General features: G+C 73.1%; 25 protein-coding genes and 1 pseudogene. 16 read left to right on the forward strand and 10 right to left on the reverse strand.

The genetic code is table 11. The annotated features are described in order from the left end of the window. Positions 1–51 precede the first annotated feature (51 nt). The 6 genes from dapB to ACFOVU_RS05790 all read left to right on the forward strand — a co-directional run bounded on the left by dapB (position 52) and on the right by ACFOVU_RS05790 (position 5,639). Complete coding sequence (gene dapB / locus ACFOVU_RS05765; RefSeq protein WP_378530494.1) at positions 52–795, forward strand: 4-hydroxy-tetrahydrodipicolinate reductase; 744 nt, start codon at positions 52–54, stop codon at positions 793–795. A gap of 110 nt (positions 796–905) precedes the next feature. Continuing rightward, complete coding sequence (locus tag ACFOVU_RS05770; protein WP_378530496.1) at positions 906–1,595, forward strand: urease subunit gamma; 690 nt, start codon at positions 906–908, stop codon at positions 1,593–1,595. Continuing rightward, positions 1,588–3,306: an urease subunit alpha gene (locus ACFOVU_RS05775; RefSeq protein ID WP_378530498.1), complete on the forward strand. Its 1,719-nt coding sequence runs from the start codon at positions 1,588–1,590 to the stop codon at positions 3,304–3,306. The genes ACFOVU_RS05770 and ACFOVU_RS05775 overlap by 8 nt, the downstream gene beginning before the upstream one ends. 17 nt (positions 3,307–3,323) lie before the next feature. After that, positions 3,324–4,079, forward strand: coding sequence for an urease accessory protein UreF (locus ACFOVU_RS05780; protein WP_378530500.1), 756 nt, complete (start codon positions 3,324–3,326; stop codon positions 4,077–4,079). Continuing rightward, the gene (gene ureG / locus ACFOVU_RS05785) at positions 4,072–4,818 is read left to right on the forward strand and encodes an urease accessory protein UreG (RefSeq protein WP_378530502.1); all 747 of its coding nucleotides are present in this window, start codon (positions 4,072–4,074) and stop codon (positions 4,816–4,818) included. The genes ACFOVU_RS05780 and ureG overlap by 8 nt, the downstream gene beginning before the upstream one ends. After that, positions 4,818–5,639, forward strand: coding sequence for an urease accessory protein UreD (locus tag ACFOVU_RS05790; RefSeq protein ID WP_378530504.1), 822 nt, complete (start codon positions 4,818–4,820; stop codon positions 5,637–5,639). Before ureG ends, ACFOVU_RS05790 begins: the two co-directional genes overlap by 1 nt. Before the next feature lie 80 nt (positions 5,640–5,719). Here ACFOVU_RS05790 and ACFOVU_RS05795 read toward each other — a convergent pair whose 3' ends face one another. The 5 genes from ACFOVU_RS05795 to ACFOVU_RS05815 all read right to left on the reverse strand — a co-directional run bounded on the left by ACFOVU_RS05795 (position 5,720) and on the right by ACFOVU_RS05815 (position 10,921). Next, a complete protein-coding gene (locus ACFOVU_RS05795; RefSeq protein ID WP_378530506.1) occupies positions 5,720–6,469 on the reverse strand; it encodes an MIP/aquaporin family protein in 750 nt (249 codons plus the stop codon). Positions 6,470–6,650: 181 nt separating this feature from the next. Next, entirely contained in the window at positions 6,651–8,144 is a 1,494-nt protein-coding gene (gene glpK, locus ACFOVU_RS05800) for a glycerol kinase GlpK (RefSeq protein ID WP_378530508.1), read from the reverse strand. 282 nt (positions 8,145–8,426) lie between these two features. Continuing rightward, on the reverse strand, positions 8,427–9,200 hold the full coding sequence (locus ACFOVU_RS05805) for an IclR family transcriptional regulator (protein ID WP_378530510.1): 774 nt from the start codon (positions 9,198–9,200) through the stop codon (positions 8,427–8,429). 235 nt (positions 9,201–9,435) lie between these two features. Beyond that, complete coding sequence (locus tag ACFOVU_RS05810; RefSeq protein ID WP_378530512.1) at positions 9,436–10,308, reverse strand: 1,4-dihydroxy-2-naphthoate polyprenyltransferase; 873 nt, start codon at positions 10,306–10,308, stop codon at positions 9,436–9,438. Positions 10,309–10,375: 67 nt separating this feature from the next. Beyond that, positions 10,376–10,921, reverse strand: a complete 546-nt coding sequence (locus ACFOVU_RS05815; RefSeq protein ID WP_378530514.1) for a GNAT family N-acetyltransferase — start codon at positions 10,919–10,921, stop codon at positions 10,376–10,378. Between the two features lie 125 nt (positions 10,922–11,046). Here ACFOVU_RS05815 and ACFOVU_RS05820 point away from each other — a divergent pair, with 125 nt between their 5' ends. The 10 genes from ACFOVU_RS05820 (at position 11,047) to ACFOVU_RS05865 (ending at position 22,038) form a co-directional block, all read left to right on the forward strand. After that, positions 11,047–11,424: a phage holin family protein gene (locus tag ACFOVU_RS05820; protein WP_378530516.1), complete on the forward strand. Its 378-nt coding sequence runs from the start codon at positions 11,047–11,049 to the stop codon at positions 11,422–11,424. A 233-nt stretch (positions 11,425–11,657) separates the two neighbouring features. Next, entirely contained in the window at positions 11,658–12,635 is a 978-nt protein-coding gene (dapA, locus tag ACFOVU_RS05825) for a 4-hydroxy-tetrahydrodipicolinate synthase (protein ID WP_378530518.1), read from the forward strand. Beyond that, entirely contained in the window at positions 12,632–14,317 is a 1,686-nt protein-coding gene (locus ACFOVU_RS05830; protein ID WP_378530520.1) for a ribonuclease J, read from the forward strand. The genes dapA and ACFOVU_RS05830 overlap by 4 nt, the downstream gene beginning before the upstream one ends. 124 nt (positions 14,318–14,441) lie before the next feature. Further along, entirely contained in the window at positions 14,442–16,961 is a 2,520-nt protein-coding gene (locus ACFOVU_RS05835) for a DNA translocase FtsK (RefSeq protein ID WP_378530522.1), read from the forward strand. Positions 16,962–17,317: 356 nt separating this feature from the next. Further along, a complete protein-coding gene (locus tag ACFOVU_RS05840; protein ID WP_378530524.1) occupies positions 17,318–18,064 on the forward strand; it encodes a helix-turn-helix domain-containing protein in 747 nt (248 codons plus the stop codon). 260 nt (positions 18,065–18,324) lie between these two features. After that, a complete protein-coding gene (gene rimO / locus ACFOVU_RS05845) occupies positions 18,325–19,764 on the forward strand; it encodes a 30S ribosomal protein S12 methylthiotransferase RimO (RefSeq protein WP_378530526.1) in 1,440 nt (479 codons plus the stop codon). Further along, positions 19,761–20,360 (forward strand): CDP-diacylglycerol--glycerol-3-phosphate 3-phosphatidyltransferase, encoded by a 600-nt coding sequence (gene pgsA, locus ACFOVU_RS05850; RefSeq protein ID WP_378530528.1) that lies wholly within the window; start codon positions 19,761–19,763, stop codon positions 20,358–20,360. Before rimO ends, pgsA begins: the two co-directional genes overlap by 4 nt. Beyond that, on the forward strand, positions 20,357–20,839 hold the full coding sequence (locus ACFOVU_RS05855) for a CinA family protein (protein ID WP_378530530.1): 483 nt from the start codon (positions 20,357–20,359) through the stop codon (positions 20,837–20,839). Before pgsA ends, ACFOVU_RS05855 begins: the two co-directional genes overlap by 4 nt. A gap of 158 nt (positions 20,840–20,997) precedes the next feature. After that, on the forward strand, positions 20,998–21,351 hold the full coding sequence (locus ACFOVU_RS05860) for a helix-turn-helix domain-containing protein (protein WP_378530532.1): 354 nt from the start codon (positions 20,998–21,000) through the stop codon (positions 21,349–21,351). Between the two features lie 219 nt (positions 21,352–21,570). Beyond that, complete coding sequence (locus ACFOVU_RS05865) at positions 21,571–22,038, forward strand: Dps family protein (protein WP_378530534.1); 468 nt, start codon at positions 21,571–21,573, stop codon at positions 22,036–22,038. Between the two features lie 108 nt (positions 22,039–22,146). On the opposite strand, the gene ACFOVU_RS05870 is transcribed toward ACFOVU_RS05865, so the two are convergent. The 5 genes and pseudogenes from ACFOVU_RS05870 to ACFOVU_RS05890 form a co-directional block, all read right to left on the reverse strand. Next, on the reverse strand, positions 22,147–22,599 hold the full coding sequence (locus ACFOVU_RS05870) for an RrF2 family transcriptional regulator (RefSeq protein ID WP_378530536.1): 453 nt from the start codon (positions 22,597–22,599) through the stop codon (positions 22,147–22,149). A 156-nt stretch (positions 22,600–22,755) separates the two neighbouring features. After that, positions 22,756–24,207, reverse strand: coding sequence for a glycoside hydrolase family 3 protein (locus ACFOVU_RS05875; protein ID WP_378530538.1), 1,452 nt, complete (start codon positions 24,205–24,207; stop codon positions 22,756–22,758). Between the two features lie 68 nt (positions 24,208–24,275). Next, entirely contained in the window at positions 24,276–25,217 is a 942-nt protein-coding gene (locus ACFOVU_RS05880; protein ID WP_378530540.1) for a carbohydrate ABC transporter permease, read from the reverse strand. After that, positions 25,214–26,206 carry a carbohydrate ABC transporter permease gene (locus ACFOVU_RS05885; protein ID WP_378530541.1) on the reverse strand — a complete coding sequence of 331 codons (993 nt, stop codon included), beginning with the start codon at positions 26,204–26,206 and terminating at the stop codon, positions 25,214–25,216. Before ACFOVU_RS05885 ends, ACFOVU_RS05880 begins: the two co-directional genes overlap by 4 nt. A 167-nt stretch (positions 26,207–26,373) precedes the next feature. Further along, a pseudogene (locus ACFOVU_RS05890) lies at positions 26,374–26,540 on the reverse strand (extracellular solute-binding protein); the annotation flags it as partial.

Below are 26,540 nucleotides of genomic sequence, written 5' to 3' on the forward strand. Positions count from 1 at the left end.
GCCCGGCGGGTGCATCCGCCGCGGCGCACGCACTCCGGTACGGTGAACCCCGTGATCAAGGTAGGAGTGTTCGGCGCCCACGGGCGCATGGGGTCCGAAGTCGTCGCGGCGGTCCAGGGGGCGGCCGACACCGAGTACGTGGCGGGGGTCGATAGCGGCGACGACCGCGAGGCGGTCCGCGGCGCAGATGTCGTGGTCGACTTCACCCACCCCGACGCCGTCATGGACAACCTGCGCTGGCTGATCGAGCAGGGCATCCACGCCGTCGTCGGCACCACCGGGTTCGACGACGCCAAGCTCGCCGAGCTGCGCGGGCTGCTGGACGCCCACCCCGGCGCCAAGGTGCTGCTCGCGCCGAACTTCGGCATCGCCGCGGTGCTCATGATGCACTTCGCGAAGCTCGCCGCGCCCTACTTCGAGTCCACCGAGATCATCGAGCTGCACCACCCGAACAAGGCCGACGCCCCCAGCGGAACGGCGACCCGCACCGCCGAGCTGGTCGCCGCGGCCCGGCGCGACGCCGGCGCGGCGGCGATGCCCGACGCCACCACCGCCGAGGTCCCGGGGGCGCGCGGCGCCGACATCGACGGCGTGCGCGTCCACGCGCTGCGCATCACCGGCATGATCGCCCACCAGGAGATCGTCTTCGGCACGCACGGCGAGACCCTGACCATCCGCCACGACTCCATGAACCGGGCATCGTTCATGCCCGGGGTGCTGCTGGGCGTGCGCGAGGTCGCCGGCCTGCCCGACCCGCTCACCATCGGCCTGGAGCCCCTGCTCGGCCTGGAGTAGCCGACGGCTCCAGCGAGCTCTTTTAACCCGGACGTAACACTCCGGAAACGGTGCTTCCGCGAGATCGGCCAGCATGGCCTGACCGGCGTTGTCACGTGGTGGGAGGAAAGTTGTTCCTGACTCCGGCCGATACCGAGAAGCTGCTGCTCAGCGTGGCCGGGATGGTGGCGCGGGACCGTCTCGAACGCGGTGTGCTGCTCAACCATCCGGAGTCCGTCGCCCTGCTGTCCTGCTGGGCCATGGAGCGCGCCCGCGAGGGCGCCACCGTCGAGCAGCTGATGGCCGAGGGCGTGCACGTGCTCACCGCCGAGCAGGTCATGGCGGGCGTCCCCGAGATGATCCCCGATCTCCAGGTCGAGGCGACCTTCCCCGACGGCCGCAAGCTCATCCCGCTCAGCCACCCCATCCGGCCCGGAGCCGCCGACGACCCCGTCGACGCCCCGGGAGCGGCCGCCGCCGAACCGCCGGGCGCCCTGCGCGTGCGCGAGGGCGTCATCGAGCTGAACGCCGGCCGCGAGAAGCGCACCGTCATCGTCCGCAACGACGGCGACCGGCCCGTGCAGATCGGATCGCACATCCACCTCGCCGACACCAACCGCGCCCTCGTCTTCTTCGCCGAGGACGACCCCGGCGAGACCCCCGACCGCACCCTGGTCGACGGCTTCCGGCTGGACATCCCCGCCGGGACCTCCCTGCGCTTCCAGCCCAACGACGTCAAGCGCGTGACCGCCGTGGCCCTGGCCGGGCGCCGCGTGGTGCCCGGTCTCCAGATCCGCCACGAGGCGGTGTCCGGTGAGTGAGCTCTCCCGCGGCGACTACGCCGCCCTCTACGGCCCCACCACCGGCGACCAGGTGCGCCTGGGCGACACCGACCTGTGGATCGAGGTCGAGCACGACCACTGCGCGGGCGGCGACGAAACCGTCTTCGGCGGCGGCAAGTCCATCCGCGAGTCCATGCTGCAATCGACCCTGACCCGGGCCGAGGGCGCGCTCGACCTGGTCATCACCAACGTCGTGGTGCTCGACCACTGGGGCATCGTGCGCGCCGACGTCGGGGTGCGCGAGGGCCGCATCGTCGCCGTCGGCAAGGCCGGCAACCCCGACATCCAGGACGGCGTGCACCCCGGGCTGGTCATCGGCCCCGCGACCGAGGTCCTGGCCGGCGAGGGCCGCATCCTCACCGCGGGCGCGGTCGACACCCACGTGCACCTGCTCAACACCGACGCCCTGCACGAGGCGCTGGCCACCGGCACCACCACCGTCGCGGGCGGCGGCACCGGGCCGGCCGAGGGCACCAAGGCCACCACCGTCACCCCCGGCCCGTGGAACCTCGCGATGGTCCACCGCGCCCTCGACGAGGTGCCGGTCAACCTGCTGCTGCTGGGCAAGGGCAACACGGTGGGCGCCGCCGCCCTCGCCGAGCAGGCGCTCGCGGGCGCCGCCGGGTACAAGGTCCACGAGGACTGGGGGTCCACGCCCGCCGCCATCGACGCCGCCCTGCGCGCCGCCGGGGAGTACGGCCTCCAGGTGGCCCTGCACGCCGACAGCCTCAACGAGGCCGGCTACGTCCAGGACACCATCTCCGCCATCGGCGGCCGCGGCATCCACGTGTTCCACTCCGAAGGCGCGGGCGGCGGGCACGCCCCCGATGTCATCGTGCTCGCCGGCCAGCGCAACGTGCTCCCGGCGTCCACCAACCCCACCCTGCCCTTCACCGTCAACACCGTGGCCGAGCACCACGACATGCTGATGGTCTGCCACCACCTCAACCCCGACGTCGAGGCCGACGTGCAGTTCGCGGACTCCCGCATCCGCGACACCACCATGGCGGCCGAGGACATCCTCCAGGACATGGGCGCCATGTCCATCACGTCCTCCGACGCCGAGGCCATGGGCCGCATCGGCGAGGTGATCTGCCGTACCTGGCAGGTCGCCCACGTCATGAAGGCCCGCCACGGCGTCCATTCCCAGCTGCCGGCCGACAACGAGCGGGCCCGGCGCTACGTCGCCAAGTACACGATCTGCCCCGCGGTCGCGCACGGCATCGACCACGAGGTCGGGTCGGTCGAACCCGGCAAACTCGCCGACCTGGTGCTGTGGGACCGCGCGTTCTTCGGCATCCGCCCCGCCGCCGTGGTCAAGGGCGGAGCCATCGTCCACGCCCCTCAGGGCGACCCCAACGCCGCCATCCCCACCGCCCAGCCCATGCTGCTGCGCCGCGGCCTGGCCGCCACCACCGCCAACGCCCCGCACCTGTCGGTGAGCTTCGTCGCCCAGGCGGCCCTCGACGACGGCCTGGCCGGCCGGCTGGGGCTGCGCCGCCGGCTGGCGGCGGTGCGCGATACCCGCGGGGTGCGCAAGGAGCACCTGCCCAACAACACCGCGCTGCCCGACATCTCCGTCGACCCCGAGACGTTCCGGGTGACCATCGACGGCTACGAGGTCGACCCCCACGGGGCCGACCACCCCGTGGCCGAGCTGCCGCTCACCCAGCGGTACACGATGTTCTGACCGGCCCGGGACCGCCGATGACGACGACAGGAAACGGGCAGGACCACCGGGCCCGCGACGCGGCGGCGATCGCCGGAGAGGGAACCGGCGGCACCGGCGCGCTGGGCGCGCTGCTGCTGGCCGATGCGCGGCTGCCCACCGGGGGGCACGCCCACTCCGCGACGCTGGAGGGCGCCATGGCGGCGGGGCTCACCGCCGGCCTGGTGCCCGCCTACATCCGCGCGCGGCTGCGGACCGTGGCCCTGACCGAGGCCGCCGCGGCGGTGCTGGCGCTGCGCCACGCCGCGGCGCCCGCACCCGACTACGCGCCCGTGCAGTCCGCGCTGGCCGCCCGCACCCCGAGCCCCGCCCTGCGCGACGCCTCGGCCCGGCTGGGCCGCGGCCCGACGCGCCTCGCCCGCCGGATCGCCCCCGCCCACCCGGCCGTCACCGCCCTGGACACCGCGTCCGCCGCCACACCGGGCCTGCGCCCCCTGCGGCCCGTGGTCCTGGGCGCGCTGGCCGCCGTGTTCGGCATGGGCCCCGAGGCGACCGCGCGCGCCGCGCTCTACGACGACGCCCAGACCGTGACCGCCGCCGCCCTCAAACTCGACCCCGGCGACCCGCTCACCGCCGTCCGGTGGCTGCTCGACGCCGCCCCGGACATCGAGGAGGGCGTGCGGTGCGCCGCCGCGGTCCGGTCACCCCGGGACATCCCCGCACGCTCCGCCCCGCTCATCGACCAGTGGGCGGGCGAGCACGCCGACGCCACAAGGAGGCTCTTCGTTGCCTGACACCCCCGCCCCCGAGAACGCCGCCCCCGCCGCGCCGCGCCGCACCCTGCGCCTGGGGGTGGCCGGCCCGGTCGGCACCGGTAAGAGCTCGCTCATCGCCACGCTGTGCCGGGAGCTCTCCGCCGACCTGGCCATGGCCGTCGTCACCAACGACATCTACACCGACGAGGACGCCCGCTTCCTGCGCTCGGCGGGGGTCCTGGACGCCGACCGCATCCGCGCCGTCGAGACCGGCGCCTGCCCGCACACCGCGATCCGCGACGACATCACCGCCAACCTCGACGCCGTCGAGGACCTGGAGGCGGAGTTCGCCCCGCTCGACATCGTGCTGGTCGAGAGCGGCGGCGACAACCTCACCGCCACCTTCAGCCCCTCGCTCATCGACGCCCAGATCTTCTGCCTGGACGTCGCGGGCGGCGGCGACGTCGCCCGCAAGGGCGGCCCGGGGATCGGCCGCGCCGACGTGCTCGTGGTGAACAAGGCCGACCTCGCCCCCTACGTCGGCGTGGACGTCGGACAGATGGTCGCCGACGCCGAGAAGGCCCGCGACGGGCGCCCCGTCCTGGCGGTGGCGCGCGACGACGCCGCCTCGGTGGCCCGCCTGTCCGACTGGGTCCGCGACGTGCTCGACGAGCACCGCGCGGGCACGCACGTCCCGCAGGACCCCGGCCCCATGGCCCCGCACGGCCACGGCCCCGGCGACGCCGGGCACGGCCACGGGCACGGCCACGGGCACTGATGGGATCCGCCATCGCCGACGCGGGCACGGCGGCGGCCGGGCCCGGCGTCGCGCCGTCCGGGCGGCCCCCGGCTGCGGCCGCCCGCGTCCGGCCGGGGCTTGTTCCCGCCGTCCCCGCGGTCGTGGCCGTCCGCCGCTCCGGGGGGCGCACCCACCCGCGGCGGCTGGAGACCGGCACGTTCCTGCGCCCCCGCGTGATGCGCCGCCCCGGCACCGCCCTGCGGGTCGCGCTGGCCGCCGTGCGGGCCTCGTTGTGCGCCGGCGACGACCTGGAGCTGCACGTCGACGTCGGCCCCGGAGCGGAACTGGAGCTGGTCGACCCCAACGGCACGGTGGCCTACAACGCCCGGGGCGGGCAGGCCGCCTGGCGGGCGCGCATCCGCCTGGCCGAAGGCGCCCGCATGACCTGGAGCGAGCCGTCGTTCATCGTCGCCGACGGCGCCGACGTGCTGCGCAGTATCGACGTCGACCTCGCGCCCGGCGCGGAACTGCTGTGGCGCGAGACGCTGGTGCTGGGCCGCAGCGGCGAGCGCGGCGGGGCGCTGCGCTCGCGCACCGATGTGCGGCTGGCCGGCCGCGAGCTCTACGCCGAGGACCTGGACCTCCGTTCGCCTGAAACGCGGGAACTCCCCGGGGTGATCGGTCCGGCCCGCGTCATCGGCCAGGTCGCCGCCTTCGGGCGGACCCCCGGCGGCCCCCACGGCCCGGCCCGGATGGACCTCGCCGGCCCGGGTGCCCTATGGCGGTCGGTGGCCGCCCGGACCTACCGTGCCGACGCCGAACTGGACCCGGTCTGGCACGCCTGGGGCGGCGGCCGGTAGGCCGATCCCTGCGGGAACAGCGGAGCGGCGGGGGCCGCACGCCGCGGCCCCCGCCGCTCACGGAGGAACGTCCCTCCGGGCTACCCGCCGAACCCGAGGAGCCCGAACACCTGCGCGGCCAGAACGCCGCCCACGATCGGGCCGACCACCGGCACCCAGGAGTAGGACCAGTCGGAGCCGCCCTTCCCGGGGATCGGCAGCACCAGGTGCGCCAGCCGCGGGCCCAGGTCGCGGGCGGGGTTGATGGCGTAGCCGGTCGGGCCGCCCAGGGACAGGCCGATGGCCGTCACCAGCAGGCCGACCAGCAGCGGCGCGAACCCGGTACCGAACAGCGCGGCCAGGTTGGCGTCGCCCTCACCGATCGGGTTCATGTTGGCGTTGATGCCGAGGATGCCGAAGACCAGCAGGAAGGTGCCGATGACCTCGGTGAGCAGGTTCGCCGGGATGCTGCGCACGGCCGGGATCGTGCTGAAGACGCCCAGCTTGGTCTCCGCATCCTCCGTCTCGCCCCAGTGCGGTAGGTAGGCGAGGTAGACCAGCACCGCACCGGTGAAGGCCCCGGCCATCTGGGCGGCGATGTAGCCGGGGACGAGCGCGAGCTCGAAGTCGCCGGTCGAGGCCAGCGCCAGCGTGACGGCGGGGTTCAGGTGCGCGCCGCTGTACTGGCCGGTGACGTAGACGGCCATCGCGACGGCCATGCCCCAGCCGAGCGTGATGACGATCCATCCGCCGTTGTTGGCCTTGGACTTCGCGAGGGTGACGCCGGCGACCACGCCGCCGCCGAGGAGGATGAGGATCGCGGTGCCGACGAATTCGGCCAGGTATTCCATGGGGGCCTCCGCCATGAGGGGTGGGGCCGGGACGCGGGGTCCCGGATGGGCGTGCGGTCGCTGCGGGGTCAGGCGGGGAAGGGACGGCGGCCCGGGCCGCGAGCGGCGGTCCCGGGCCGCGGAACGGGGCCGGACGGGCGCCTGCCGGCGCCCGCCGGACCGGCGGGGGAGGCGCCGCCCGTCAGGCCGGGCGCTCGACCCAGCCGAGGGTGCGCTCCACCGCCTTCTGCCAGTTGTGGTACTCGCGATCGCGCACCGCGGGCTCCATCTTGGGCGCCCACTCGGCGGCCTTGTGCCAGTTGGCGCGCAGGCTGTCGATGTCGGGCCAGTAGCCCACCGCGAGCCCGGCCGCGTAGGCGGCGCCCAGGCAGGTGGTCTCGGCGACCATGGGCCGCACCACCTCGACGTCGAGCACGTCGGCGAGGATCTGCATGAGCAGGTTGTCGGCGGTCATGCCGCCGTCGACGCGCAGGCTGGCCAGATCCACCCCGGAGTCCTGGCGCATCGCGTCGACGACCTCGCGGGTCTGCCAGGCGCTGGCCTCCAGCACGGCGCGGGCGATGTGGCCCTTGGTGACGTAGCCGGTCAGCCCGGTGATGACGCCGCGCGCGTCGCTGCGCCAGTGCGGGGCGAAGAGCCCCGAGAAGGCGGGAACGATGTAGCAGCCGCCGTTGTCGTCGACGGTGCGGGCGAGGGTCTCGATCTCGGCGGCGCTGGAGATCAGCCCGAGGTTGTCGCGGATCCACTGGACCAGCGAGCCCGTGACGGCGATCGAGCCCTCCAGGGCGTAGACGGCGGGCTGGTCGCCGATCTTGTAGCCCAGGGTGGTGAGCAGGCCGTTGGACGACATCACGGGTTCGGTGCCGGTGTTGAGCACCAGGAACGTCCCGGTGCCGTAGGTGCCCTTGACGTCGCCGGGGGAGAAGCAGGTCTGGCCGAACAGCGCGGCGTGCTGGTCGCCGAGCGCCGAGGCGACCGGGACGCCGGCCAGGAACCCCTGCGCCTCGCCGTAGACCTCGGCGGAGGAGGTGATCTCGGGCAGGATGCCCGCGGGGATGCCCATGGCGTCGAGGATGAACGGGTCCCAGTCGAGGGTGCGCAGGTTCATCAGCATGGTGCGGCTGGCGTTGGTGACGTCGGTGACGTGGCGGCCCGTCAGCTTCCAGATGAGCCAGGTGTCCATGGTGCCGAACAGCACCTCGCCGCGCTCCGCGCGCTCGCGCAGGCCGGGGACCTCGTCCAGCAGCCAGCGCAGCTTGGGGCCGGAGAAGTAGGTGGCGAGCGGGAGGCCGCAGCGTTCGCGGAACCGCTCCTGGCCGACGACCCCGGCCAGCTCGTGGATCAGGTCGTCGGTTCTGGTGTCCTGCCACACGATCGCGTTGTGCACGGGCTCGCCGGTGGCGCGGTCCCACACCAGGGTGGTCTCGCGCTGGTTGGTGATGCCCACGGCGGCGAGCCGGTCGGGGGTCAGGGAGCCCTTCTCCAGCGCCTCGGCGACCACCGCCTCGACGTTGCGCCAGATTTCGGCGGCGTCATGTTCGACCCAGCCCGGCTTGGGGAAGATCTGCCGGTGTTCGCGCTGTCCCACGGAGACGATGCGGCCGTCGTGGTCGAAGACGATGCAGCGGCTGGACGTGGTGCCCTGGTCGATCGCTGCGATGTACTGCTTGGTCATCCGATAACTCGCCTCCGGCGGAAGGGACGTGGGGATGGCGTGCGGCCGGGTCCCGGAACTGGGCTCACGAATGCGCATTTCGCATGGTGTACGGCAATGTAGTACGTGATGTTAGGAGAAGTGTGAGCTAGCTCTCGCGGCGTGTCAAGACCGGTAGTAGCCGGGCAAAGCGGACGCGCGCCGGTCGCGGCGGCGATGGTGGGAACGGCACGGCGAGGCGCGCCGGAAGCGATGGGGGCCGCAGCCGATCGGGGTCCGGCCGGGACGCGTCGGCGCGCCGGTCTACCAGGGGTGGGCGCCCAGCTCGCGGGAGATCGAACGGGCGGCGTCGCGCACGTAGGACACCTGGTCCATGCGCAGGCCGCGGTCGTCGCACAGCCGCTCGACCGCGCCGGACAGGCCGATCGCGCCCACCGTGGTGCCGCTGCGGTCGCGGATGGGGGCGGCGATGGCGACCTCGCCCTCCACCAGCTCCTCCAGCTCGGGGGCCCAGCCGTTGGCGCGCACCGTGTCGAGCTCGGCCAGCAGAGCGGGCAGCGAGGTCAGCGTGTGCGCGGTGTAGGCCGGAAGGGCGGGCACACCGGGCTCGGGCTCGTCGGGCACGGCCAGCGGGTCGAACGCCATCAGCGCCTTGCCCAGCGCCGTCGCGTGCAGCGGCAGCAGCGACCCGACCTCCAGGGTCTGGCGGCTGTCGTCGGGCCGGAAGACGTGGTGCACCACTAGCACGTGCCGCTCGTGCAGGGTGCCGATCCGGACGCTCTCGCCGCTGCGCGCCGCCAGGGAGTCGGCCCAGTTCAGGGCCCGGGTGCGCAGCTCATTGCCGTCGAGGTAGCGCGTGCCCAGCCGCAGCACGCCGCCGCCGAGCCGGTAGTGGCCCGCGGGCTGGTCCTGCTCGACGAAGCCCACGTGCTGGAGGGTGCGCAGGATCCCCAGGACGGTGCCCTTGGGCAGCTCCAGGGTCCGCGAGATCTCCGCCAGGCTCAGCCCCCGGGCGCCGCCGGCCAGCAGGCGGAGGATGGCTGCGGCGCGCTCGATCGACTGAATCCTGCCTGCCATGCGCTGCAACCACTCCCTAGGACGACCGGGTCCGCCCCGGCGGACCGAGCACGCTCACCGACACCGAGTACGACAATGTCACACGCCGATACTACTGCCACGCGTGCTGAGCGCCTCTCGGCGCGGCCTCGCGGGAACCGCCGGCCGCGCGCAACGGGCGGCGCCGACGGAGGGCCCGCGGTGGGCAAAGGGAGGGGACGGGGACCCGGATCGCCGCGGCGGGATCGGCGGGCGCTCAGCCCAGAGCGAGGCCCACGGCGAACAGCGCGCCGAAGGCCATCTGCGCCTTGCCGGTCTCGCCCAGCCCCAGGACGAGGTCGCGGCCGGCCTGCCCGCCCAGGACCCGCCGCACCGGGCGCACCGCCAAGGGGGCGGCGAGCAGCACGAGCACCACCCACCACGACGCCGCCGCCGTGGCGAGCGCGAGCACGAAGGCGGCCGCGATGCAGCCCGCATACAGCCGCCGCGTTCCGGCGTCGCCCAGCCGCACCGCCAGCGTGATCTTGCCGGTCTCGGAGTCGGTGGGGATGTCGCGCAGGTTGTTGATCACCAGCACCGAGCACGACAGCAGCCCGATGGGCACCGCCGCCACCCAGCCCTGCCACGGCACCGAGCCGAGCTGGACGAACACCGTGCCGACCACCGCCACCAGGCCGAAGAACACGAACACCGACACCTCGCCCAGCGCCCGGTAGCCGTAGGGGGTCCGGCCGCCGGTGTAGAACCACGCGGCCACGATCGACGCCGCCCCGATCAGCAGCAGCCACCACGACGTCGTCGCCACCAGCACCAGCCCCAGGACCGCCGCCACCCCGAAGCAGGCCCAGGCCGCCACCAGCACCTGGCGGGCGGGGGCGGTGCGGGTCGCGGTCAGCCGCATCGGGCCGGTGCGCTCCTCGGTGTCGGTGCCCCGGACCCCGTCGCTGTAGTCGTTGGCGTAGTTGACACCCACCTGGAGCGCCATGGCGACGCCCATCGCCAGGAGAGCCTTCCACCACACCGCTCCGCCGGCGCCGACGGCCACGCCGGTGCCCACGGCGACGGGGACGATGGAATTGGGCAATGTGCGCGGGCGTGCCCCCGCGACCCACTGGCTGAGCGTGGCCACGCGTCGGTCCTTGTCCGGTCGGTTGAGGGGCGGGCGCCCCCGTGCCCCAACGGTAGCGCCGCGGCTCTCAGGCGATCTCACCGATGGCCGCGTGCAGCCGGACCATCGGCAGCGGGGTGCCGAGGTCGAGCTCGCGGCGCGCGCCGTCGGCCCGCCAGCCCGCGGACTCGGCGAACGCCCGCAGCGGATTGGCGGCCTCCAGGACCCACAGGTGCGCCGCCGAGAAGCCGTCGTCGACCAGGTGGTCCACCGACGCGTTGAGCAGCCGGCTGCCGTGCCCGCGCCGCACCCGGCCGGGGCCGACGTGCAGGGCGAGGACCTCGGCGTCGCCCGGCCCGCTGTCGGGGTCCTGGGCGGGGCCGATCGCGGCGAACCCCGCCACCCGGTCCTCGTCGGTGGCGACGAGCAGCCGGTGCCGCGGGGAGGGCGGCGCCTCCACGGCGGCGCGCCACTGCGCGGCGAACCCCGACCGCGCCTCCGCGCCGGCCAGCTCCGCCCGCACGGCATCGGGCAGCAGGCCGCCGTACATCGATTCCCACGCCGCGACCTGGATGTCCACGACGGCATCGATGTCCTCGCGGCGGGCTGACCTCACAAAGCGCTGTGTCGACACGGCTCCGGACCCTATCGGCTCCCGGCCGTCCACCCTGACCGGCGTGTCGGGGTCAACCCTGGCCGAACCCCCGAACACGGGCCCGGCGGGTTCGTCCGAGGGGCGGTCCGTGGGAGCATCGAGGCGTGAGCATCATCATCAGAATCATCGTGAACGCGGTCGCGCTCGCGGCGGCGGTGTACCTGATCGACGGCCTGGACGTCACGACCTCCTCGACCTCCCAGGCGATCGTCGTCTACCTCGCGCTCGGCGTGATCTTCGGCATCGTCAACGCCGTGATCAAGCCGGTGGTGAAGACCGTCGGCTGCGCGTTCTACGCCCTCACGCTCGGGCTGATCGCGCTGGTCGTCAACGCTCTGCTGCTCATGCTCACCGCATGGCTGGCGGGCCTGCTCGGGCTGCCGTTCTTCATCCACGGCTTCTGGCCGGCGTTCTGGGGCGCCATCGTGATCGCCGTCGTCAGCTGGCTGCTGAGCCTCTTCCTGCCCGACAACGACGACTGATCCGCCCGCGGCTCCCCGGCCGCAGGCCGCGTCCGCCGCGGCCATCGAGTGTGATCTGCGTCACTAAATAGTGCCAGTGCCGCGCGGGAGGGGACGCCCCTCCCGCGCGCGCCCGTTGGCGGCGGTTCCGGGACACGCCGACGGCCGGGTGGAACGGGAAGGTACGTCCGGAAAATCCGCTTCAGCGGGGTCGCTTGGCCGCAGGTGGGGTCCCGGCGCGGTACGTTTTCCCTATGTCAGGCAGCACAACGCCGAGCGCGCCCTTCGGCCAGATGTTGACCGCGATGGTCACACCCATGCGCGAGAACGGGGACGTCGACTACGACGGAGCGGCCCGCCTCGCCGCCTATCTGGTCGACGAACAGCGGAACGACGGCCTCGTCATCAGCGGCACCACCGGCGAGTCGCCCACCACGAGCGACGACGAGAAGGACCGGCTGCTGCGCGCCGTCCTGGAGTCCGTCGGCGACCGCGCCACGGTCATCGCCGGGGTCGGCACCAACGACACCCGCCACAGCATGCACCTGGCCCAAGAGGCCGAGAAGGCCGGCGCGCACGGCCTGATGGCGGTCACCCCCTACTACAGCAAGCCGCCCCAGGAGGGGCTGCTGCGGCACTTCACCGCCATCGCCGACTCCACCGGCCTGCCGATGCTGCTCTACGACATCCCCGGCCGCACGGGCACCCCCATCGCCTCCGAGACCCTGGTGCGGCTCGCCGAGCACCCCCGCATCGTCGCGAACAAGGACGCCAAGGACGACATCGGCGCCAGCTCCTGGGTCATGGAGCGCACCGGCCTGGCCTACTACTGCGGCTCCGACATGCTCAACCTGCCGCTGCTGTCCATCGGCGCGGCCGGGTTCGTCAGCGTCGTCGGCCACATCGTCGGCGCGGACCTGCGCGAGATGATCGATGCCTACCAGGCCGGCGACGTCAGTCGGGCCCTGGCCATCCACCGGCGCCTGACCCCGGTCTACACCGGCATCTTCCGCACCCAGGGCGTCATCACGAGCAAGGCCGTGCTGAACATGTTCGGCCTGCCCGGCGGCCCGGTGCGGACCCCCCTCGCCGACGCTTCACCAGAACTCCAGGCGCTGCTGCGCGAGGACCTCGCCGCTGCCGGTGTCAAGGGCCCCATCGGCCTGGCGCCGCACCAGGCGGTCCCGGCCAGCGTGGTCGGAGTCGAACGGCTGACGGAAGGATCCGCATGAGTCACCCGCACCCCGAACTCGGCCCGCCGCCGCCGCTCGGCAAGGACACGCTGAGGGTCGTTGCCCTCGGCGGCCTCGGCGAGATCGGCCGCAACATGACGGTCTTCGAGTACGGCGGGCGGCTGCTCATCGTCGACTGCGGGGTGCTGTTCCCTGAGGAGGAGCAGCCCGGAATCGATCTGATCCTGCCCGACTTCGACTACATCCGCGACCGGCTCGACGACATCGAGGCGCTGGTCCTCACCCACGGCCACGAGGACCACATCGGCGCCGTGCCGTTCCTGCTGCGCGAGCGGCCCGACATCCCGCTGGTGGGCTCCCGGCTCACCCTCGCGCTGCTGTCGGCCAAGCTGGGCGAGCACCGCATCAAGCCGGTCACCGTGCAGGTCGAGGAGGGCGACCGCCGCTCCTTCGGCGACTTCGACCTGGAGTTCCTCTCGGTCAACCACTCCATCCCCGACGCCCTGGCCATCGCCATCCGCACCCCGGCCGGCACGCTGCTGCACACGGGCGACTTCAAGATGGACCAGCTCCCGCTGGACGGCCGCCTCACCGACCTCGCCGGGTTCGCCCGGCTGGGCGACGAGGGCGTCGACCTCCTGCTGGCCGACTCCACCAACGCCGAGGTGCCCGGGTTCGTCACCAGCGAGCGCGACATCGCCCCGGTCATCGACAAGGTCTTCGACCAGGCCGACCAGCGCATCATCGTCGCCTGCTTCGCCTCGCACATCCACCGCGTGCAGCAGGTCCTCGACTCCGCCAAGTCACACGGCCGCAAGGTCGCCTTCGTCGGGCGCTCCATGGTGCGCAACATGAACATCGCGCGCGACCTGGGCTACCTCTCCGTCCCCGGCGACCTCCTGGTCGACATCCGCCAGCTCGACGACCTGCGGCCCGAAGAGGCCGTCCTGGTCTCCACCGGCTCCCAGGGCGAGCCCATGTCGGCGCTCACCCGCATGGCCAACCGCGACCACCAGATCCGCATCGAGGCGGGCGACACCGTGCTGCTCGCGTCCTCGCTCATCCCGGGCAACGAGAACTCGGTCAACCGGGTGATCAACGGCCTCACCCGCTGGGGCGCCAAGGTCGTGCACAAGGGCAACGCCCTGGTGCACGTCTCCGGCCACGCCTCGGCAGGCGAGCTGCTGTACGTGCACAACATGGTCCGGCCGCGCAACTTCATGCCCGTGCACGGCGAGTGGCGGCACATGCGCGCACACGCCGGCCTGGCCAAGCTCGCCGGGCTCCCCGAGGACCGCATCTGCATCGCCGAGGACGGCGTGGTGGTCGACCTGCACAAGGGCAAGGCGGGCATCACCGGGGCCGTCCAGGCCGGCTATGTCTACGTCGACGGCGCGTCGGTGGGCGACGTCACCGAGACCGCGCTCAAGGACCGGCGCATCCTCGGCGAGGAGGGGTTCATCTCCGTCATCGTGGCGGTCGACTCCACCTCCGGCAAGATCGTCGGCGAGCCCGAGATCCACACCCGGGGCGCCGGTATCGACGTCGACGCATACGACGCCGTCATCCCCAAGATCCAGGAGTCGCTGGAGCGGGCCGCCTCCGACGGCATCAACGACCCCGCCCAGCTGCGCCAGCTCGTCCGCCGCGGGATCGGCCGCTGGGTCAACGAGACCTACCGCCGCCGCCCGATGATCGTGCCGGTGATCGTGGAGATTTAGTCTCCCGCTCAGCCTGTGGGGGGCGTCCGGCAACGCGTCGGCGCCCCTCCGCCTGTTCACGGGGGAGGACACGCCGGGCCGCCAATGCCGGGGTGCGCGCCTCGCTGCTAGTAGGGTGCCCATCATGGCCACCCGTGCGCCCAAAACCCCCAGGCAGACAGGTGGCGGAGCGTCTCGGGGCGGTTCCGGGAAGGGCGCCGCGAAGAAGGCGCCGGCCCGGCGCTCCTCGGGTGGCTCCGCCGCGCGCAAACCCCCGACCAAGAAGAGCGCCCCTCCCCCTTCCGAGGGCCCCATCGCGCTGCTCCTGCTGTGGCTGGGCCGCGGCCTCATGCTGCTGTGGCGGCTGCTCGCGCACACCGCGGGCGGCATCGCCCGCGCCGCCGGGCGCAGCGCCCGCGACCTCGACCCCGACCTGCGCCGCGACGGCCTGGGCCTGGTGCTGCTGGCGCTGGGACTGCTCATCGCCGCGGCGGTGTGGTGGGAGACCGAGGGCCCCCTGCCCGAGGCGACCCGCACGGTGGTCGTCGGCGCGTTCGGTACGTTCTCCCCGGTGCTGCCCCTGCTGGTGCTGCCCTTCGCCTGGCGGCTGATGCGCACGCCCGGCTCGGGCGAGACCGACACGGGCCGGCTCTTCATCGGGTCCTCGGCGGTGCTGATCGGCCTGCTCGGGCTCATCCACATCGGGCACGGGATCCCTTGGCCCGCCGACGGCCAGGAGCACATCCAGCGCGCGGGCGGCCTGATCGGCTTCGCCGCCTCCGGGCCCCTCAGCATGCTCATCACCCCGTGGGTCACCGGCGTGCTGCTGTGCATGCTCCTGGTCTTCGGCCTGCTGGTCGTCACGGCCACGCCGATCCACCGCATCCCCGAGCGGCTGCGCGGGCTGGCCGGCCCGCTGATGGACCGCGACGGCGGCCCCAGCGCCGGGATCGGCATCCTCGGCCCCGAGGACGACGCCCCCCGGTCCAAGGCCAAGCGCAAGCGCAAGCCGCGCCCGGCCCCCGAGCCCGCCGAAGCCGACACGGTGGCCGGGGCCAACGAGCGCCCCTACGACACCCCGGTCGTGGTGCCCGCACAGGACGACGACCCGCCGGCCCCGGCGCCGAAGCCGGTCCCCGAGCCCACCCCGCCGCCGCAGGCCGTCGAGCAGCTGTCGATCCCCTCACGGGTGGTCGACGGCGACTACGAGCTGCCCCCGCCGCCCATGCTGAAGCCGGGCACCCCGCCCAAGCCGGGCACCAAGGCCAACGCCACGGTGGTCGCGGCGCTGACCGGGGTGCTCGACCAGTTCAACATCGACGCCGATGTCACCGGGTTCACGCGGGGGCCCACGGTCACCCGCTACGAGATCGAGCTCGGGCCCGCGGTCAAGGTCGAGAAGGTCACCGCGCTCAGCAAGAACATCGCGCTGTCGGTGAAGAGCGCCGACGTGCGCATCCAGTCGCCGATCCCCGGCAAGTCCGCCATCGGGGTGGAGATCCCCAACACCGACAAGGACATCGTCAGCCTGGGCGACGTCATGAGCTCGGCCCCGGCGACCTCCGACGACCACCCGATGGTGGTGGGCCTGGGCAAGGACATCGAGGGCACCAACGTGGTGGCCAACCTGGCCAAGATGCCCCACGTCCTGGTCGCCGGCGCCACCGGAGCGGGCAAGTCGACCTGCATCAACGGGTTCATCACCTCGATCATGATGCGGGCCACCCCCGACGAGGTCCGGCTGATCCTGATCGACCCCAAGCGGGTCGAGCTGACCATGTACGAGGGCATCCCGCACCTCATCACGCCGATCATCACCAGCCCGAAGAAGGCGGCCGACGCCCTCCAGTGGGTGGTGGGCGAGATGGACCGCCGCTACGACGACCTCGCGGCATCGGGGTACCGGCACGTCGACGACTTCAACGCGGCGGTGCGCGCCGGGGAGCTCACGGCCCCTCCCGGCAGCGAGCGCGAGTACGAGCCCTACCCCTACCTGCTGGTGATCGTCGACGAGCTGGCCGACCTGATGATGGTGGCCCCGCGCGACGTCGAGGACGCGATCGTGCGCATCACGCAGCTGGCGCGGGCGGCCGGCATCCATCTGGTCCTGGCCACCCAGCGCCCGAGCGTGGACGTCGTCACGGGCCTCATCAAGGCGAACGTGCCCTCGCGGCTGGCGTTCGCCACATCCAGCCTCGCCGACAGCCGGGTCATCCTGGACCAGCCCGGGGCCGAGAAGCTGGTCGGCAAGGGCGACGCCCTCTTCCTGCCGATGGGCGCGGGCAAGCCGATCCGGTTGCAGAACGCGTGGGTCACCGAGAAGGAGATCCGGGCGATCGTCGAGCACTGCAAGAAGCAGGCCGAGCCCAGCTACCGCGATGACGTCGGCACCGCCGAGGCGAAGAAGAAGGAGATCGACGAGGAGGTCGGCGACGACCTGGACCTGCTGATGCAGGCGATCGAGCTGGTGGTGACCACCCAGTTCGGCTCCACGTCGATGCTCCAGCGCAAGCTGCGCGTCGGGTTCGCCAAGGCCGGCCGGCTCATGGACCTCATGGAGAGCCGCGACGTCGTGGGGCCCAGCGAGGGGTCCAAGGCGCGTGACGTGCTCGTGAAGCCCGACGACCTGCCGGGCGTGCTCACGGAGCTGCGCGGGGGCTCCTGAGGGCCCCTGCGCGCCGCTGAGGGCCACGGAGACGGCTGCGAGGACACGACCGGGTTCCCCGGCCCGCCCCTGCCCTCCCGCGCCGTGAAATGCCCGGAAAAACCGCGTGGTGCACCCTCGGTCCCGTTCCGGGGTGATCGGGGTATTCCGGAGGTACGTCGGGGTTGACCGATTTTTTCCAGGTTCATTGGCCGTGGACGAACGACCTGGGCCGGGTCCGCGCCGCACAGTAGGTAGGGGTGAACCCGACGGATCCGTGCGGGGTGCCCGGGACCCGAGAACCCGGCCCCGGCCGGCACCGCGTGCGGATCCGGGTGCGCCCACCGATGCACTCGACACCTTCCGAAGGGGGCGGCATGACGACGATCGGCGCCAGACTGGCCGCTGTCCGCGAAGAGGCCGGCCACTCGCTCGTCGCACTGAGCGAGCGGACCCGCATACGCGAGGCCATCCTCGCGGCCATGGAGCAGGACCGGTTCGACGAGTGCGGGGGCGCCTTCTACGTCCGCGGCCACATCCGCGCCATCTGCCGCGACCTGGGCGCCGATCCCGAGCCGCTGCTCACCCGCTTCGACAACGAGTACACCGAAGCCCGCCCCGAGCCGCTGCTCACCGACCCCGTCACCCGGCCCGGCGAGCCGCGGCGCCACGTCGTCGCCATCAGCCTGCGCGAGCGGCTGCGGTGGCCCTGGCCGCGCCGCGCGGAGGACCCCGGCGAGGCCGGGCCGGAGACCGAGACTGAGGCACCGGGCGCAACGGAGGTGGCGGAGGAGGTGCGCGCACCTGTCGCACCGGCGCGCGTGCCGCGCCCGCGCACGGCCCCCGCCGCCGAGTCCGGCGCCGAACGGCAGGGGGAGCCCGGGACAGCCCTCGCCGGGACCCTGGCCGAGGTCGCGCACCGGCCCTGGCCGCTGGTCGCCGCCGGGGCCATCATGGTGGCCGGGGTCGCGACGGTCTTCCAGATGTGGTCGGCCGACGGCGCACTGAGCGCCGCGACGCGCAGCGGGCCGCAGCCGCAGCCGGCCGGGCAGAGCGGCCCGGCCGACCCCGGGCCCGAAGGGGCCGCGGACCCCGCCGCCGTCCAGGGCGAGGGCGGGCGCTGAACGCGGCGGCCGCGGCCCCGCGGTCCCCGGCGATGACGACGACCTCCGATGCGAGGGCCGCCCTTGGGCGTCCGCCGCACGGGGGTCGTCGCGCGTGCGGCCGCCCCGCCCGGCCGCACCCTCCCACCCGAGGGCACCGGCCGGTCGACGGGCCATCGGGCCGAAGCCCCGGACGGAGGATCTACCCTGGTGGGGTGTGGCGGTGTGCCACGCAGTGTTCTCCGCCGTCCGTCTCCGTATCTCCCGTAACCTTGGAAGCCATGTCATCGCGCCGTACTGTCTCGCTCGTCACCCTCGGCTGCGCGCGCAACGAGGTCGATTCCGAAGAGCTCGCCGGGCGCCTGGCCGCCGGCGGCTGGGACCTCGTCGACACCGACAGCGGTGAGCAGGCCGATGTCGTCGTGGTCAACACCTGCGGCTTCATCGAAGCCGCCAAGCAGGACTCCATCGAGGCGCTGCTGAACTCCGCCGATGACGGCACCAAGGTGGTCGCGGCCGGCTGCATGGCCGAGCGCTACGGCTCCGAGCTCGCCGCCGCCCTGCCCGAGGCCCAGGTCATCGGGTTCGACGACTACGCCGACATCTCCGGCCGGCTCGACGACGTCGTGGCCGGCCGCGCCCTCGTCCCGCACGACCCCCGCGACCGCCGCACCCTGCTGCCGATCTCGCCCACCGAGCGCCCGGAGGGCCGCAGCGCCCACGTGCCCGGCCACGCCGAGTTCGCCCCGCTCCCCGACGGCGTCGCCCCCGCATCGGGCCCGCGCGTGCCCCGCCGCCGGCTGGCCGGCGGCCCGGTGGCCAACCTCAAGATCGCCTCCGGGTGCGACCGCCGCTGCACCTTCTGCGCGATCCCCGCCTTCCGGGGCGCCTACATCTCCCGCCACCCCGACGACGTCGTGCGCGAGGCCGAATGGCTGGCGGGCGAGGGCGTCCGCGAACTCTTCCTGGTCAGCGAGAACTCCACCTCCTACGGCAAGGATCTCGGCGACCTCCGCGCGCTGGAGTCCCTGCTGCCGCGCCTGGCCGCGGTCGAGGGCATCGAGCGCGTGCGGGTCAGCTACCTCCAGCCCGCCGAGGTCCGCCCCGGCCTGATCGACGTCCTCACCGGCACCCCCGGGGTCGTCCCCTACTTCGACCTCTCCTTCCAGCACGCCAGCGGGCCGCTGCTGCGGCGCATGCGGCGCTTCGGCGACCGCACGCGCTTCCTGGAGCTGCTGGAGGCCGCCCGCAAGAACGCCCCGGACGCCGGGGCGCGCTCCAACTTCATCGTCGGCTTCCCGGGCGAGACCGAGGAGGAGTTCGGCGAGCTCGTGGCCTTCCTGGAGGAGGCGCGGCTCGACGCCATCGGCGTGTTCGGCTACTCCGACGAGGACGGAACCGAGGCCGCCGGGCACGACGCCAAGCTGGCGGACGAGATCATCGCCGAGCGGGCCGATCGGCTCAACCGGTTAGCGGAGGAACTCATGGCACAACGCTCGGAGGAGCGCATCGGCTCCACCGTCGAGGTCCTCATCGAAGCCGACCTCGGCGACGGCGCCTTCGAAGGCCGCGCCGCCCACCAGGCGCCCGAGGTCGACGGCAGCACGGTCGTGCACGGCACCGGCCTGCGCGTGGGCGACCTCGTCACCGCCACGGTGACCGAGGCGCTGGGCGCCGACCTGGTCGCCGAGACCGCCCCCGGCTTGCCGGGTCCGCGATGAACGGCCCCGCCCCGGCGCCCGCCCCAACCCCGGGGCCCGTCCCGGTGTGGAACATCGCCAACATCCTCACCATGAGCCGGCTGGTCATGGTGCCGCTGTTCGTCGTGTTCATGTTCCTGGAGCACCCGGCCTGGCGGTTCGCGGCCTTCGCGGTCTTCGTGCTCGCGGCCATCACCGACCGCATCGACGGCGAGCTCGCCCGCCGCCGCAACCTCGTCACCGACTTCGGCAAGATCGCCGACCCCATCGCCGACAAGGCGCTGACCGGGGCGGCCCTGGTCGTGCTGTCCATGCTCGGCGAGCTGTGGTGGTGGGTGACCATCGCCATCCTGGTCCGCGAATGGGGCATCACCGCGCTGCGGTTCGCGGTGATCAGGTACGGGGTCATCCCGGCCAGCAGGGGCGGCAAGCTCAAGACGGTGCTCCAGATCGTGGCGATCGCCGTCTACCTGTTCCCGCTGCCCGAGCCGCTGCACATCGTCGCGCACGTGCTCATGGCGGCCGCGCTCGCCGTCACCCTGTGGACCGGTGGCGACTACGTCGTCCAGGCCCTCCGGCTGCGCCGCTCTGCGCGGGCCGGCGCGTCCGGCGGGTGAGCCCGGCCGCGCAGGCGCACCGCGCACTGTCGGCGCTCGGTGCCACCGTCGCGACCGCCGAATCCCTCACGGGCGGCCTGATCGGCGCCGCCCTCACCTCGGTGGCGGGGGCGTCGGCCACCTACCGCGGCGGGGTCGTGGCCTATGCGACCGATCTCAAGTCGGCCCTGCTGGGGGTCCCCGCCGGCCTGCTGGCCGCGCACGGGGCCGTCCACCCCGATGTCGCCCGGGCCATGGCCGCGGGGGCGCGCGAGAGGCTGGGCGCCACGTTCGGACTCGCCGTGACCGGGGTCGCCGGCCCCGAACCGCAGGACGGCCGGGAGGTCGGGACCGTCTTCTGCGCCGTGGCCGGGCCGGGCAGCGCCGTGCGGGTCGATGAGCTGCGGCTCAACGGCGCCCGCGCGGCGATCCGGGACCAAACGGTTGAACAGGCACTTCGGTTCCTCATTGCGGAAGTGGCGCGCACCACGCACAAATAAGGCCCTCCGGACCGTTCGAAGCGCCGCGTACTGGGAACAAACCGTCACCAAGATCGTGTTACCCCTCCAGCGAACAGAAAGCCATGAGGTGCGACGATCTGGCGTCGGGCAGGTACGGTGTTTTTTATGATGGTCGCTACCGGTGGGAGGGAGCGCGAATGATGGTCCTGCTTCGTCACCTACTTGGTGACGTACTACGGCGGCTACGGCAGCGACAGGGCCGCACCCTCCGCGAGGTGTCGGCCGATGCCCGGGTCTCCCTGGGCTATCTGTCCGAGGTCGAACGAGGGCAGAAGGAAGCCTCCTCGGAGCTGCTCTCCTCGATCTGCGGCGCCCTGGGCGTCCCGCTGTCCCAGGTTCTGCGCGAGGTCGCCGACCAGCTGGCCCTCGCCGAACTCCAAGAGGCCGCACTTCTCAGCGGCTCGGTCCAGACCGAGTCCGTCCCCGACCGGCTCGGCATCGACGCGGTACCCGACCGCGTTCCCGATGTCGTCGACATGGTGGGTGTCTGAGCCACCGCACCACCCCGACACCCTCCCCGCACACTGACCCCGACTCCGTGCCCGGCACGGTGCGCATACGGTGACGAGGCCGGCCGCTCCCCAGCGGTCGGCCTCGTCCTTTTCCCTCCCCTGCGGCGCCCCCGGCCCTGCCCCGGCCCGACGTTTCCCCCGCCGCCGCCTCGGGCAGTGGGCCCTGGAGACACAGACGATCTCGGGGGGATGAGCACCATGGCGAAGATTCACGGACCGCTGAGCGACGCCGCCCGCAAGACCACGGGCGATGCCCTCCAGGGCGCGGTGGTCGACCTGATCGACCTGACCCTGGTCGCCAAGCAGGCGCACTGGAACGTGGTGGGCCGCACCTTCCGCTCGGTCCACCTCCAGCTCGACGAGGTGGTCGAGGTGGCCCGCGACCACACCGACACCCTCGCCGAGCGCGCGGTGGCCATCGGCGTGAACCCCGACGGCCGCTCCGCCACGGTCGCCGCCGACACCAGGATCTCCCAGCCCGATGCGGGCTACGTCCAGGACGACAAGGCGATCGCGCTGATCACCGACGCCCTGAGCACGGTGGTCAAGCGCTTCCGCAAGCGCATCGACGCCACCGCCGACCCCGACCCGGTGACCCAGGACCGCCTGATCTCGGCGGCCGAGGACCTCGAACAGCAGCACTGGATGTTCGAGGCCATGCGCTGAGCGGCCCCTGCACCCCGCGGGCCGGGAGAGGCACACCGAACGGCGCGAGGGGGTCCGCACGGACCCCCTCGCGCCGTTTCGTTGCCATGGCCGGCCGGGCCGCCGGTGTCAGCTCGCCCAGGCGTCGGGGTCCTCGGCCAGGATGCGCACATTGTCGGGGAGCTTGCCCCGGGAGACGTGGTCCAGGCTGACGCTCTCCAGGATGGAGCGCTCACTGGCGCGCAGCGCGATCCACACCTGCTGGAGGCTGCGGGCGGCGCCGTCGTAGTCGACGTGCTCCGGGCGTTCCCCGCGCACGTTGGCGAGCGGGCCGTCGACCGCGCGGATGATGTCGGCCAGGGATATCTCCGTGGCGGGGCGGGCCAGCCAGTAGCCGCCGACGGGGCCCCGCTGGCTGCGGACCAGGCCGGCGCGGCGGAGCTGGGTGAGGATGTTCTCCAGGAATTTTCCGGGTATCGCCTGGGCGCGCGCGAGCTGTTCGGCCGTAACCGGGCCGCCACTGGCGGCTGCGAGTTCGGCCGCGGCGCGCAACGCGTAGTCGACCCGGGCAGAAAGGCGCATGCTGCGATTATGCCGTGAATCGAGGGGAGATCGGGTCAATGGGGCGGTGGTGTGGCGCCGCAGCGCAGGTGGCGGGGTGCATCGGACTTCTCCTACCGGTGAAGACGGCCGTCCGGCGCGCCGTTCCCGAAGGGCGGAGCGCCGGACCTGACGACCTCAGAGTACCGACGTCGCGCCGATGGACCCCAGGAGCTCGGCCGCGCTCTGCCCATTGACTCGGGCCGCGCCGTAGGTGCTGACGTGGGCGCGGCACTCGGGGCGCCACTCCGGCAGGCCCATCTCCACCACGACGGTGTCCGGCCGGGCGGCGCAGACCGCGGTCACCAGCGCCCGGGCTTCGGCGAACCGGTGGGCGTCGCGCACGACCAGGACCAGGTCGCGGCCGGAGGCCCGGGCGAGCACGTCGCCCGGGCGAGCCGTGGCGGGGTCCACGCGCTCGGTCCCGGGGAACCACGGGGCCAGCCCCCAGGGGACGTCGCCCACGGCCATGCCGGGCGGCGCGTCGATCTCGGTGACGACCGGGTCGCGCAGCGGCGGGAGGTCGCCGGCCACCCGCACGGCCCGCCGTGCCACCTCCAGCCCGATGCCGTCGGGGCGGGGCGGAACCGGCCGCCCCGAGGTCCAGGCGCGCAAGTCGGCGGTGCGGGCGGCCGCCTGCTCCAGGCGCTCGCCGTCGAGGCGGCCGTCGCGGACCGCGTCGACGATGGCCGCGCGCACGGCGGCGATCGTATCGGCGTAGGTGTAGCGGCCCAGGCACAGCAGGTCGCAGCCCGCGGCGAGGGCGCGCACCGCGGCCTCGGGGATGCCGATGTCCGCGCTGACCCCGGTCATCTCCAGGGCGTCGCTGATCACCACGCCGGTGAAGCCCATCTCCTCGCGCAGCAGGCCGGTGAGGATGCGCGGGGCCAGGGTGGCGGGTCCCTCCTGGCCGTAGGCGGGCAGCCGGAGGTGGGCGGTGAGGATCGTGCGCACCCCGGCGCCGACGGCGGCCCGGAACGGCAGCAGCTCGCGCCGGTGCAGCAGGTCGAGGTCGGCGTCGACCGTGGGCAGCTCGGTGTGGGAGTCCTGGCGGGTGGCGCCGTGCCCGGGGAAGTGCTTGGCGCACGCCGCCACCCCCGCGTCCTGGAGGCCCGTGACCGCCGCGCCGGCGTGGCGGGCCACCAGGGCGGCGTCGGCGCCGAAGGAGCGGGTGCCGATGACGGGGTTGTCGGCGGCGGTGTTGACGTCCACCGCGGGCGCGAGGTCCAGGGTGCAGCCCAGGGCGCGCAGCTCCGCGCCGAGCGCCGTGTGCACGGCGCGGGTGAGGACGGGGTCGTCGACCGCGCCCAGCGCCGCGTTGCCCGGGTAGTCGCTGCCCTGCCGCTGCCCGATGCGGGTGACGTCGCCGCCCTCCTCGTCGAGGGAGACGAGCGGGTCGTCGGCGGCCGCGGCCAGGACCGCGGTCAGCTCCGCCACCTGCTCGGGCCCGCGGATGTTGTTGTGGAACAGGCAGACCCCGGCGATGCCGTCGGCCAGGCCGTCCAGCAGCCAAGGGGGCGCCTCGTAGGACTCGAACGGCACCAGCAGGGTGGCGTTGGCGAGGCGATCCAGGGAAGGATCCGCGGGCATCTAGGGCTCCGTTTCATCGCGGGTGCGCCGGGCGGCGCGCAGGCGTGGGGCGGGGGCGGACCGGGCGGTCAGCCCTTGACAGCGCCCATGGTGAGGCCGGACACCATGCGGCGCTGGACGAACAGGAAGAACACCATCACGGGGATGGTCAGCAGGGTCGATGCGGCCATGATCGATCCCCACTCCGTGCCGAACCGGCCGAAGTAGTAGGACAGGGTCAGCGGCAGGGTGTAGGCGTCGGTGCTGCGGCCCAGGAACGTGAGGGCGACGATGAACTCGTTCCAGGCGGTGATGAACGCGAAGATGCTCGACGCCACCAGGCCGGGGGCGACCAGGGGCATGAGGATGCGCCAGAAGATCGTCCCGCTTCCGGCTCCGTCGATGGCGGCGGCCTCCTCCAGCTCCTTGGGCACGGCGGCGACGAACCCCCGCAGCATCATGATGGTGAACGGCAGGGACACCGCCGTATAGACGATCAGGATGCCCGTGAGGTTGCCCAGCATCTGCACGCCGCTGGCCTCCTGGAGCTGCCGGAAGTTGATGAAGATGGAGATGATCATCGCCTCCATCGGCACCATCTGGATGACCATCAGCAGCAGGATGAACGCCGTCCGCAGCCGGAAGCGGAACCGGGCGACGGCGACCGCGGCCAGCAGCGACAGCACGGCGCCCATCGTGACCGCGCCCAGGGTGACCAGGAGGCTGTTGCCGAGGAACCCCCAGAATCCGACGCCGGGGATCAGCTCGCCGTTGACCACCCGGTCGAAGTGGGCCAGCGTCGGCGCGGCGGGCAGCAGCCGCGGCTCGGCCGAGAAGATCTCGCCGACCGGCTTGAACGCGGTCACCACCATCCAGTACACGGGGAAGACCGAGAACAGGAAGACGGCGGTGCCGGCCGCGTACATCAGGGCGCGGCGCAGCGTGCGGGCCGGGCGCAGGCGGCGCCGGGCGGCGCGGCCGCGGGGTGCCGCGGCGGCAGCGGCGGCGGGGGCGGGGGCGGAGGCGGTCATCGGGTCTCCTCCTGCCGGATCATGACGCGCAGGTAGTAGGTGGTGACGGCGAGGACCAGCACGGTCATGACCACCGCGATCGCCGAGCCCATCCCGTAGTTGGGCGGGCTGGCCGAGAACCCCTGCTGGTAGATGTAGTACGACAGCAGGTACACCGACCTGTTCTGGAAGCTGTTGGCCAGGATGTAGAGCTGGGTGAAGACCCTCAGGTCCCAGACGATCTGGAGGATGAGCAGCAGCGCGAACAGCGGGCGCAGCATCGGGAAGGTGATGCTGACGAACGAGCGCCAGGCCCCGGCGCCGTCGACCCGGGCCGCCTCGTACAGCTCACTGGGGATGCTCTTGAGGCCGGCGAGCACCGACACCGCGATGAACGGGAACGACTGCCAGACGATCACCGTGATCAGCACGGTGAACAGCGACAGCGGTTCGAGGAACCAGTTGTAGTCCGACCACCCCGACCCCACCAGCGCATCGGGCAGCCGGTCCAGCGCCACGTTGACGAGCCCGCGCTCGGGCAGGAACAGCCAACGGAAGACGAGGGACGCGCTGATGGCGGGCGTGGCCCAGGCCAGCATCATGCCGACCGCGACGAAGCCGGCGAACCACCGCGGCAGCCGGTGCAGCAGGGTTCCCACGAGCGTGCCCAGCACCATGGTGATGGCGACCATCAGCACGCACACGACCACCGTGTTGCGCAGGATCAGCCAGAACTCGGGGTCGCCGAGCAGCCGGGTGTAGTGCTCGAAGCCGTTCCACTCGGGGTCCGGCCCGTTGGGGAGCAGGTGCCGGGTGGTGTAGGAGTGCAGGGAGTTCCACACCATCTGCGCGATCGGCCACAGCAGGACGGCGGTGAGGATGGCCAGCGCGGGCGCGATGAGCAGGTAGGGAGCCGGGCGGGACCTGCGGCGGCGCGGCGGATCGGGGGGCGCGGGCGGTTCCGGCCGGGTCCGCGGGGCGTCTTCGGCCGCTTCGAGGGTCTGTGCCATGGGGGTTTCGCAATCAGGGTCGAGGGCCGGGGGCGACCGCAGGCGGGGGGATGGGAGGAGCCTGCGGCCGCCGGCCGTTCGTCTCTTCCGAGGCGGGGGAGCGCCTGAAGCCGGGGCGGCGCCGGCCGGCGGGATCCCGCCGGGCGCCCCGGCGGGGCGGGCTCCCCCTACTCGACCGGTTCGTTGAGGATGCCGGTCAGCTCCTCGTTGGCCTGCGCCAGGACCTCGTCGGGGTCGCCGCCCCGGACGATCTCCAGGACCGCGCCGGGCAGGATCTTGCCGTCCTGGTCGGCGGCGTTCCACTTGGGGGTGGACGGGAAGAACTTGGTCTCGC

The organism is Nocardiopsis sediminis (genome assembly GCF_042650565.1).
Lineage (GTDB): Bacteria > Actinomycetota > Actinomycetes > Streptosporangiales > Streptosporangiaceae > Nocardiopsis_B > Nocardiopsis_B sediminis.